Origin of the sequence: Clostridium sp. AM58-1XD (assembly GCF_003464085.1) — a bacterium.
Classification (GTDB): domain Bacteria; phylum Bacillota; class Clostridia; order Lachnospirales; family Lachnospiraceae; genus Lachnoclostridium_A.
The window spans coordinates 1-11,066 of the sequence record NZ_QSDR01000055.1; the positions used below are offsets into that span (position 1 = coordinate 1).

At 48.0% G+C, this 11,066-nt stretch carries 9 protein-coding genes; 2 read left to right on the forward strand and 7 right to left on the reverse strand.

The window, feature by feature from the left end; translation table 11 throughout:
• Positions 1 to 207 precede the first annotated feature (207 nt).
• Positions 208 to 1,470: a Glu/Leu/Phe/Val dehydrogenase gene (locus DXA13_RS20065; RefSeq protein WP_118246769.1), complete on the forward strand. Its 1,263-nt coding sequence runs from the start codon at positions 208 to 210 to the stop codon at positions 1,468 to 1,470.
• 320 nt (positions 1,471 to 1,790) lie between these two features.
• On the opposite strand, the gene DXA13_RS20070 is transcribed toward DXA13_RS20065, so the two are convergent.
• A complete protein-coding gene (locus tag DXA13_RS20070) occupies positions 1,791 to 2,918 on the reverse strand; it encodes a tyramine oxidase subunit B (protein WP_118246770.1) in 1,128 nt (375 codons plus the stop codon).
• A 230-nt stretch (positions 2,919 to 3,148) separates the two neighbouring features.
• Between DXA13_RS20070 and DXA13_RS20075 the strand changes: the two genes are divergently transcribed.
• Positions 3,149 to 3,997, forward strand: coding sequence for a MurR/RpiR family transcriptional regulator (locus DXA13_RS20075; protein WP_118246771.1), 849 nt, complete (start codon positions 3,149 to 3,151; stop codon positions 3,995 to 3,997).
• A 212-nt stretch (positions 3,998 to 4,209) separates the two neighbouring features.
• On the opposite strand, the gene DXA13_RS20085 is transcribed toward DXA13_RS20075, so the two are convergent.
• The 6 genes from DXA13_RS20085 to DXA13_RS20110 all read right to left on the reverse strand — a co-directional run bounded on the left by DXA13_RS20085 (position 4,210) and on the right by DXA13_RS20110 (position 10,967).
• Positions 4,210 to 5,490, reverse strand: coding sequence for a lactate racemase domain-containing protein (locus DXA13_RS20085; RefSeq protein WP_243009248.1), 1,281 nt, complete (start codon positions 5,488 to 5,490; stop codon positions 4,210 to 4,212).
• 7 nt (positions 5,491 to 5,497) lie between these two features.
• A complete protein-coding gene (locus DXA13_RS20090; protein WP_118246774.1) occupies positions 5,498 to 6,658 on the reverse strand; it encodes a M20 family metallopeptidase in 1,161 nt (386 codons plus the stop codon).
• Between the two features lie 12 nt (positions 6,659 to 6,670).
• Positions 6,671 to 8,017 carry a M20/M25/M40 family metallo-hydrolase gene (locus tag DXA13_RS20095; RefSeq protein WP_118246775.1) on the reverse strand — a complete coding sequence of 449 codons (1,347 nt, stop codon included), beginning with the start codon at positions 8,015 to 8,017 and terminating at the stop codon, positions 6,671 to 6,673.
• Positions 8,018 to 8,042: 25 nt separating this feature from the next.
• Positions 8,043 to 9,329, reverse strand: coding sequence for a TRAP transporter large permease (locus DXA13_RS20100; protein ID WP_118246776.1), 1,287 nt, complete (start codon positions 9,327 to 9,329; stop codon positions 8,043 to 8,045).
• Positions 9,326 to 9,826: a TRAP transporter small permease gene (locus DXA13_RS20105; protein ID WP_118246777.1), complete on the reverse strand. Its 501-nt coding sequence runs from the start codon at positions 9,824 to 9,826 to the stop codon at positions 9,326 to 9,328. Before DXA13_RS20105 ends, DXA13_RS20100 begins: the two co-directional genes overlap by 4 nt.
• A 67-nt stretch (positions 9,827 to 9,893) precedes the next feature.
• Positions 9,894 to 10,967 carry a TRAP transporter substrate-binding protein gene (locus DXA13_RS20110; RefSeq protein WP_118246778.1) on the reverse strand — a complete coding sequence of 358 codons (1,074 nt, stop codon included), beginning with the start codon at positions 10,965 to 10,967 and terminating at the stop codon, positions 9,894 to 9,896.
• Positions 10,968 to 11,066 lie beyond the last annotated feature (99 nt).

Sequence of the window (11,066 nt, forward strand, 5' to 3'; positions counted from 1 at the left end):
TGTTTATTTAATACTAATTTATTTCGTTTATTTTATAATTAATTCCAGATTATTATTCTTTTATTTTATAATTAATTCCAGATTATTATTCTATAAACGAAGTATATTTTTGTAATACGGCATTTTTATATGTCATTTATCCCATAATGTAACCAAATTATCAATATGTAATATATTAATTTCAAAAAAGAAAGGAAAAAAACAATTATGAGCGAACAGTACAATCCATTCGACAATGTGTGTACAATCGTAAAGCATGCAGCTGCTTTATTAGGCTATTCCCAGAATGATTATGAAGCGATCATTCATCCGGAGCGGGAATTGAAGGTCTCCGTACCCGTCGTAATGGACGACGGATCCACACGGGTATTTGAAGGATACCGCGTTCAGCATTCTACCAGCCGCGGCCCTGCAAAAGGCGGCATCCGTTATCACCACAGTGTCGATCCCGATGAAGTAAAAGCGCTGGCTGCATGGATGACCTTTAAGTGCGCGATCGTCAATATTCCCTTTGGCGGCGGGAAAGGCGGCGTCGTATGCAACCCGGACGAGCTTTCTGAGAAAGAGCTCCGAAATCTCACCCGCCGTTTCACCGCCATGATCGCTCCGATCATCGGTCCTGAACAGGATATTCCAGCTCCGGATGTAGGCACAAATGCGCAGATTATGGGATGGATTATGGATACATACAGCATGATTAAAGGCCACTGCGTTCCAGGCGTTGTCACCGGTAAGCCTATCGCCATCGGAGGCGCGCTCGGAAGAAGTGAAGCCACCGGACGCGGCGTTATGCTGACAGCATGCAATATTCTCAATGTTCTCGGCCGTTCCCCGGAGGATACCTCCGTTGCGGTTCAGGGCATGGGAAATGTAGGAAGCGTCACCGCAAAACTCTGTGCAGAGGCCGGAATGAAGGTTCTGGCAGTCAGCGATGTATCAGGCGGGCTTTTCTGTGAAGGCGGCCTGAACATTCCGGATATCCTCTCCTACTTAAAGGCGCAGCGCGGAAATCTTCTTTCCGGTTATTCCGCCCCAGGCGTTACCCATATCACCAACTCAGAGCTATTGGAACTGAAGTGCGATCTGCTAGTTCCCGCAGCCCTGGAAAACCAGATCAACAAAGATAATGCAGACCGTATCCATGCCTCCATTATCGTCGAAGGCGCTAACGGGCCTACCACGATTGAAGCAGATGAGATTCTTCAGAAAAAAGGCGTTGTTGTCGTTCCCGATATTCTTTCCAATGCGGGAGGCGTCGTCGTATCTTATTTCGAATGGGTACAGAACATACAGTCGGTTTCCTGGAGCGAAGAATATGTCAATTCCCAGCTGAAAAACATTCTGGATATTTCCTTTAACGAACTGTGGAACATATCCCAGGACAAACAGGTACCGCTGAGAACAGGCGCATATCTGATCGCCGTCAAACGCGTGGTTGAAGCAAAGAAACTTCGCGGAATCTGGCCCTGATTCCCTGCCGTTGTTCTGCAGAATATATATGCAGAATCCCAGTCGCAAGAGCCGTCTGATTATAAAAGCTTGATAAAGGCAGTACAGCCAATCGCACCTGATCGGATTGCGAACGGCTGTACTGCCTTTTGTCTCACCCGGTCACACACGAATCCCGCCTCCCGGCCGATTTTTCTGTTCCTCCACGGCCCTTTATAAGTTATGCAAAAGAAGGGTACGCAGGAAAGGGCATGAAAAAGCGGACTGCCCCAACGCCAGAAGGCAGCGGTCTAACCGCTGCCTTCTAAGGAAATCCGGATCGGATCACATCTGATATCTGCTCACTCCTTCATCTGATACGGCTCATCCCACAGTAGAAGCTTTGTTCCAATGCCGTTCTTTACCGCCGTATCCCACAGTTCATATCCAAGCCCCACGTCGAATGTAGCCATCCCGCAGGCAATAAAGGTGATTCGTTCCGAATCGCTCGTACGGCCTTCTCTTCTGCCCAGTATGACATCTCCCATGCTGGTGGATTCTTTTAACGGCGGCAGCTTGCCTTCATCAATCAGCGTATAGATCGGGCCGCCAATTACAGCAGCGTATCCAGCCTTTCTGTCTCCTGATTCAACCGCCTCCTGAACATACGTCTCGTGAAGCCTGATATTATCATAGATAATCTTTGTGCTTAGCCAGTAGGAATCGTCAAACTGAACCGGGCCGGTAACCAGTACGGTTGCGCCTTCTTTAATCCACTCATCCTTCAGTACAAGCGGTTTCAGCCTCGAAGCAGCTACCGTTACGACGTCTGCAGGCTTCACCGCCTGTTCCAGATCCACAACTGCCACTCCCTTTATACCACACTCTTTTTCTGCCCATGAGGCAAACGCTGCCGCTTTATCTTCAAACAGATCATAACAGAAGACCGTTTCCAGCGCCGGCATCTGTGAGGCGATCGACCGGAAACACGATTTGTTGATCGGGCCGCAGCCTAAGACGGCGCAGACTTTCGAATCTTTTCTTGCAAGATGCCTTGCAGCAACTCCAGGCACAGCTCCTGTTCTTGCAGCACTCAACAGGTTTGCAGACATATACGCCAGAGGCTCTCCCGTATCTTTATCGTTGAGAGTTACCATCAGCACCGAACGCGGAAGGCCTTTGGAAGGATTGGCAGCATTTGAACCGTACCACTTCTGGCCGCAGACGTCAAATCTTCCGCCAAGATATGCGGGCATTGCCACAAACCTTCTGTCAGGTCCTGCTACCGGCATGTTCGGAAAAGGCGTTTCCTTCGGAAATACAATTCCAAGGCCGTGGCTGTTGTGATTGGCGCCTCCCATGAGATAATCGCCTGCGCTCAGCAGCTTAAATACCTCTTCTGCATTGTCGACGCACTTTTTTGCATCTAAAACGCCCGCCTTAATTGTATCTGCTTCTGATAAATAAATAAAATCTGTTTTTCTTGCCATCTTTCTTCTCCTTTTATCTTCAAATAATAGTCGGCTCCCAGTTTCCAGACCAGGGAGCTTCTCTTGAAACCGCGGTTTGCTATGCATAATCCTTTTATATATTACATTTGTTTTATTTAATACATTTTTGTTCACCATATAACTTTATGTAAAAGTAAATCCGGCGATCATTTGACATAAATATTGAAAAATGGTACTATTAACGTAATTTATTGTATTGGAGGGATTATATGGTATCTTTTTTCACACGTCTTACAGATAATTTTTCTGACTTTACAAATTCTCAAAAAGCCGTGGCAAATTATCTGATTGACAATCAGGACAGCATTGCCTTCTGCACCCTCGAAGACCTCGCAAGCCGCATCGGAGTGAGCACTACAACGGTGATCCGTTTTTCCAGGGCTTTGGGATACAAGGGCTATACTGAGATGCAGAAAGATATACAGAGCAATATCAAGAATAAAGTAGCTCTGCCGGAGCGTCTGACAAAAAGCGATACTCAAATCCCCAATAACCAACTGCTGCAGGAATCTTTCACCCTGGATATCCAGAATATCCAGAAAACCCTGGCAGCTCAAAAGGACGAAGACTTAGAAAGCGCAATTGCCGCTCTGTCAGAGGCCAGACGCATTTACATTCTGGGAATGAGGAGCTCCTATGCCATCGCCCACTACCTTACATCACGCATTGGCGAAATCAAGGATAATGTAAAGCTGGTCCAGTCCACCGGAATGATTTACCCGGAGGAAATCATCGAAGCCGGCAAAGGCGATGTATGTATCGCTTTCATGTTTCCCAGATATTCAAAAGTAGTCGCTTCCAGCCTCTCCTGGATGAAAAATGAAGGAGTCAAAATCATCCTCATCACCAGCCTGAACGCTACGGCCGTCAGCGGGTACGGCGATATCATCCTGCCCTGTTCCATTTCCAGTAATTATTTCAAGAACTCTCTGGCAGCCCCTCTTTGTCTGACCAACTTCCTCGTATCCGCATTGGCAGAATGCAATGTAGATGAATCCCGGCGTGTACTTCAAAAAATCGAATCCCTGTTAAGCCAGGGCTTTTATCTCGGGCTTTAAAGCGCCCGTCCTATGACAATGAGCCTCCGGCGGATTTCAGCGCCCGGCTTTCTGCGGCAAGCGCAGAATCCGGCATGCTCACATAAACGTCCGATAAGCGGATACAAATCACTGCCCTCGATGCAGAATGGAGTTCCCCGGCTGCTGCCCGGAACGAAATCTGATATTGAGGGCCTTTTTATTTTTCCTTTTGCTGCTTTCTGCATTCGCATTCAGATCAGGCGTCCGTTTTTATCGAAAGCCATTTCTTCAGCCTCACCCGATTGTTCCAGATCCGGAATATCGGTGATTTCGTCCAAAAACGCTTCTGACAGCCATATGGTCTCCAGCTGCATGCTGTTTAGAATCCTTACGACTTTCGGATTTTCTTCATTGTAATTCACACATATTTTCAGCGCCAGCTGGATCGCCTCCCTGTCCGTATCCATAAAGACAGGGATGCTGCTTCCTTCCACCAGCTTGCACGTCACTGCATTGGCATATGTAGCGTCTAAATCCAGCTTCTGCACGGCTCTTCTCGTGGTCACCGCCGCGTGGCCCAGTCCCATAAAGTTTCCATGAGATTCTTCGCTAATATCCAGCACTACGACTTTCTGGGCATCCAGTCCTCCGCTGACATATGGCGTACAATGAGTTCCCGTCACATTGTTGTCCATCCCGTTTCCGCTGAAATTCTTTCCAATGGCATCGACGATCAGAACATCACATTTCGGAACCCCTATTTTAGCCATATAGGAAAACGCTTCCCTTAAAAGCTCCGACTCCCTCGTTTCAATATCATCTGCATCAACAATCTCAATCCTGGCCGTCTCATCAAACGCATTTTCCAAAATTGCAGCCGCAAAAAGCACCGGGCTGTTCTGAAGGATGGCCCGGCCGAACAGAGGGATATTCTTTGCCATGTGCCTAAATCCGGCATTATGGCAGACCTCCGCCCCATACTGTTTCCCCAGCCCAATCGTCATCATTTTCATAAGTCCACTTTCAAACGGTCCGCGAAAAGAGGTGTGAGGCTTCACACGCCCAACTACGATGATCCCATCAGCCTGGGCTGCATGTTTATCAATATAAACATCCGTACCTTCATCATTCATCCCGATTCTGGCCACTTCCATGGAAGACCGTATCTCGCACCCCATGGATTCCTCGCTGATTCCGTAACCGTGTAGAACTTCTTTCTGCCCTTCGGCCGTCGCCCCGCCATGGCTTCCCATGGCAGGTACAATAAAAGGAACCGCTTTCTTTTCTTTGATGAAATCGACCACACACTTTGTAATCACATCAATATTAGCTATCCCCCGGGAACCGGCCGTGACGGCTATACTCATTCCCAGTTTGATCTTATCGGTACACGGGGCGTTCAAAAGCAGTTCCTTCATATATATTGGAATGCGTTCCGGTTCAATCTGCGGCCTTCGAAATGTCTGTCTCACCGGAAACATCCTGGGAAGCTTCACATCCGCAATCAGCTGTTTCGTTTTCTCTCCCATCATTTCCACCTCAATACAGAATTTTTTCTGCCAGCTTCGTCATTACGGTTTCTGCATGAATGACCTCATCGCACGGAACATATTCGTCCGGTTTATGAGCCACGCCCAGGTCACCCGGTCCATAAGACATACAGTTCTTATTTCCCGTCATAGCCGCAATTACCGCAGTATCCGTATAACCCGGGAAAAAGTCCACTTCCGGGGCTTTCCCGTCCACCTCTGTCATCGTTTCTGTGAGTTTTCCAAGCAAAAACGACTTGTCATCCTTTTCCACCGGCGGCCTGGCTGCTGTGATCACAATCTCACACTCTGCACCTTCCACTTTTTTAAGGCCGGCAGCCACCGCTTCTTTCACCAACCGGATCGAACGTTCTGAATTCATCGGAGGCACGAGCCTCATATCAATCGTCATGGTACATTCATCCGGCACAATATTCGTATTGGTACCACCAGTAATCGTTCCGAAAACAGCGCTGCAGCGTCCAAGTTCTTCATGAGGAGTACATTCTGCAATTTTTCTTTTGATCTCCACCGCAATTTCACTCATAGCCGCAACAGCATCCACACCGGTAAACGGTATGCTAGCATGAGCCGCCTTTCCTCTCACGGTGAGTATGAACCAGGTTTTTCCTTTGTGAGCCACTTTTATTTTTCCTTCCGTGGGCTCCGCATCCAGCACCCAGGACCGTTCCGTTACAATTTTTGAATGTATGACTTTTTCTGCTCCCAGCATCACGTCTTCTTCATCCACAGTAGCCGCAAAAATAAAATCATGTTGCAGCGTCTTTCCGCTTCCAGCGATGTGCTTAAATGCCATCATTCCAGCGGCCAGGCCGGATTTCATATCACAGGCTCCTCTGCCATACATCCTGCCGCCGTCGATTTCCCCGTCGAGCGGGGCCCGGCTCCACCCTTCTCCTATGGGCACCGTATCCATATGGCAGATATACACCAGCGCCGGATCATGAATCTCTCCCTGTATTTTTGCCATAATATTAAACCGGCCCGGGAGCACCTCTTCCTTCCATACAGAAACGCCAAGCGCTTCAAACCAGCGAAAGACAAACTCTCCCACCGCACCTTCATAAACGCCTGGATTGCTGCTTTCAATCTTTACAAGTTCTCTCGTCAGACGAATTACTTCATATGTATCATAGCCTTCATATTCCATCGCAATCTCCTTTTACGGTATCAGAAAATCGTCTTCTTCCAGATGTGTCAGTTCATTGAAAATTGCCGCATTTCCAACAAGCGCCCTCTTCATAAAATCTGTTCTCACCTTATCTACCGGCCTGTGACAGTAGAGTTCCTGCATAGGCGAATAACCGATTGCTGCAATCTTGTGTTTTCCGCAGACAACGGCCAGGTCCGTACCAAAATCCCAGTATCCGTAAGAAACAGGTTCGCCTAAATATTCCAAAGCCCTTGCTGCCGCCTTTACAAAAGGATGATCTTCCTCAATTTTCCATCCCTGCTTAATATTTGGAAGGGTCGCTTCCTTATTTGTATATGATTTTCTTGGAACAGCGGCAACCGAAACCGTTGCGCGGAAATCTGCGTCCTGCTCCGTCATCTCGTCGATCAGTTCCTGAATCTGTTGCACTGCTTCTTCCGGCGTCTCCTGAGGAACGAGGCGCCTGTCAAAAGTAATTCTGCATCGGTCCGGAACTATACACATAGAACCGGGAGAACAGTTGATTACCGTCAGGGCGATACTGGATTTCCCCAGCTTTTCATCCACCAGGAAGTCTTTCTGATATTTTTCTTCGATCGCCTGGATCAGTTTGGTGGCTTTGTTCACAGCATTGATTCCAAGCCACGGTGCGCTGCCATGGCTGGTAATTCCCTGAACCTCCACCTGTATTTCCACTCTGCCTCTGTGTCCCAGATACAGTCTCAATCCTGTAGCCTCACAGGATACCACTCCGTGAACCGGTATCTGCCTTCCTTTCAGCGTTTCCAGAAGGGTGATCATTCCGATCTGCTCTGCGGGTTCTTCCAGTACAACACCTGTAAACATATAGTTTCCTTTTACCGGATAGCCCTCCTTTTTCAGCCGCACAAGGATGCCGCCGCTGTAAATCTGGCATGCAATTCCGGCCTTCACATCTGCTGCAGCACGCCCATGGATACATTCCGCCATCTCCACGCCCGTCCTCATTTCATTTTCAATTTCACAGATATCGATCTGGCCGCCGTAAGGATCGTAACCTTCCCATTCCGATACATCGCCGATGTCCACATGATCCATGTGACCATTGTACATGATCGTCGGTCCTTCCTCCGTACCGCGCACAATTCCAGTTACGTTTCCCCACTCATCCGTAAACACCTCATCAAATCCCAACTTTCTGCATTCGTCTGCATAAAGCGCGGCCACGTCTCCTTCTTCGCCTGACAAAGACGGGCACTGAATCACCTTTCTGGTGAATTCGACCATACCTGGCATAAATTCTTCCGCCAGCTGTATGATTCTTTCATTTCTATCGATTCTTTCATTTCTGTTTTCATTGAACTCTCTTTGATCCATTCTCTCATTTCCTCCATACGTTTAATTACCCGGAAACCAGGTTCGGCAGGAACATAATGATTCCAGGACACAACAGGAACAGCAGCAGCACGCCGATCAGTACAAACAGAAACGGCATGTTTTCCCGCACAATATCTTCCAGCGATACGCCTGCCACCCCCTGGGCGACGAATAAATTCATTCCGAGAGGCGGTGTCAGAAAACCGATACAGAGGTTGACGGTCATCAATATACCGAAAAATGTCTTGTTGTATCCCATAGCCGTAATGATCGGAACAAACAGGGGGGCAAACAGTACAATATTGGACGTGGTATCAATAAACATTCCCGTAATCAGTAGGAATCCCATTATCATGAGCAGAATCAGAACGCCGTTGGACGTAATGCTCATCATAAAAGAAGAAAGTTGAGCCGGAATGCGGGCTAGGGTAAGAATCCTGCCGAATGTATTCGCGCCTCCCAGCAGAATCATAACAGGAGCCGACAGAAGTCCCGCCTCGATCAGCGCGCCTTTGATCTTTCCCCAATTCAGCTCTTTATACACAAATGTACCGACGATCAGCGAGTATACAATTCCCATAACAGCCGATTCCGTAGGCGTTACGATTCCCGTATAGATTCCTCCCAGAACCATAACAGGCATAATCAAGGCAAGCGCGCCCGATTTCACCTTGGACAGCACCCATCCGATCCCCCCTTCTCTGGGGACTCCGATATAGCCCCGTTTCTTGGAGATAACGATATTCACTACAATTAGTCCGACTCCCATGATAAGCCCGGGAACAACGCCGGCCAGAAACATTTCCGTAACAGAAACGCCGGCTGTAACGGCATACACGATCATCGGAATGCTGGGCGGAATGACAGGGCCAATGGTGCTGGCTGAAGCTACGACGGCAGCCGCGTAATCGTCCCTGTATCCACGCTTCACCATGGCCGGAATCAGAATTGCGCCGAGAGCCGCCACAACTGCAGGGCCGGAACCGGAAATTGCAGCAAAGAACATGGCCGCCACGATGGTAGCCGTTCCCAGGCCTCCTGCCGCACTTCCCGCTATGGCTTCCGCTACATCAATCAGCCGTTTTGCTATGCCGCTGCGGTCCATAAGCGTACCTACCAGCATGAAAAACGGCATGGCCATAAGCGTAAAGGAATCGGAACCAGTAACGAGAGACTGAGCCAGCGTGGCTACAAGCCCCCGGTCAGGATAATACATCATCGACGTAATAATCGTAGAAATAGACAGCGATACTGCGATTGGAATCGACAGAACAAGGCAGACCGCCAAAGAAAGAAATAGTACTCCTATCATTTGCCCACCTCCCCTGAAATCAGAGTCTTTATGCCGGGTATCAGGCTCGCCTGGACGGTTCGGACCGCCCAGCCGGCCATACCGATTACGCCCGGAACGTACATCACCCACATGGGCAGCCATGTCATCGCAGAAAAGACCTGTTTATTTACGAGAATATTGTTGATGATAATGATCATGTAGCGGATCATATACAGGGAAAAGATGACGGTAACAACATCTCCGATCAAAAATACGACTGTCCCCATTTTTCCAGGCAGAAGCTGCGCCGCCGCAGAAACCTTCAGATGCTTTCCCTTGAGGGCTGCCAGACTGACCCCGACAAAAGTAAGCCAGACAAACAAAAGCCTTGTAAACTGCTCCGCCCACGAAAACGTATAGCTGAATACATATCTCGTAAATACGTTCACAGCTGTCACGATCACCATTACTGCGAAAATAATCGCCAGCATATATTCCTCGATCTGGTTAATAAGCGGTTCCTTTTTTTCTTTCACAGGCAAAACCTCCTTCTCCTTTCTGAGAAGGGCCGGTTTTTAATTTTCTGTCAACCGGCCCTTTTGCTTACTTCTGAAGTTCTAATACTTTGTCAATATTCTCCTGTCCTATCTTATCTGCATATTTTTCATATACAGGCTGTACTGCTTCTACGAACGTTGCTCTCTCGTCTTCGCTCAGATCGATGACCTGCGTTTTTCCGCTGGCCTTGAATTCCTCTGCAATCGCCGCATCCTGGCGGGCCGTTTCCTCTCTTTCAAACACCTTGGCTTCAGCGATAGCTTCTTTTATGATTGCCTGGTCTTCTCCGGAAAGCTTCTCCCACGTAACCTTGGAGAACAGCACCGGCACCGGATCATATATATGGTTTGTATTGATCACATATTTCTGTACTTCATTAAAGCCTGACAGTTTGATATTGGAATAAGGATTTTCCTGTCCGTCCAGAATTCCCTGCTGAAGGCTTGTAAACACTTCCGAAAAAGCCATCGGAACCGCACTGGCCCCCATCTGATTAAAGGATGCGATATGAACTTCATTATCCATCGTACGAATCTTAAGGCCCTTCATATCACTGACCGTATGTACCTCTTTATTGCTTGTCGTGAGCACGCGCCATCCCTGCGTCCACCACTCCAGTCCTACAAATCCGGCCCCGTCCATGCTGTCCAGAATCGATCGGCCAAAATCACTGTCCAGAACTTTTTCAGCGCTTTCCGTATCTTTAAACAAAAACGGAAGGTCGAATATGAGTGTCTTATCCGTAAATCCTCCGACTGCAGCGAGTGCCGGCATTACCATGTCCTGAGATCCCAGCTGAAGAGCTTCCAGCATAACTCTGTTATCGCCCAGCGCTGAATTTGAATACACTTCAACCTTAATTCTCCCATTTGATTTTTCAGAAACAAGCCTTGCAAACTCTTTTGCACCTACATCAATCGGCGTATCGTCCTGTACAACGTGTCCCAATGTTAATACAATTTCCGCCTCCTGACTCTGTTCGGGAGCCTGTGTGTTCTGTTCTGCTTTAGCCGCTTCTGTACCTTTTTCCGGCGTCTGAGCTGAATTACCTCCACATCCAATCAGCATCCCCGCCGCCATTGCTGCCGCAGACATCACTGCCAGCCACTTTTTCTTCATGTTATTTCCTCCTTTATATTATTTTATAATACATTTTGTATTTTCTTATACATTTATACTAGCATAGCACCTTATTATTGTCAATTATTATCTATAAAA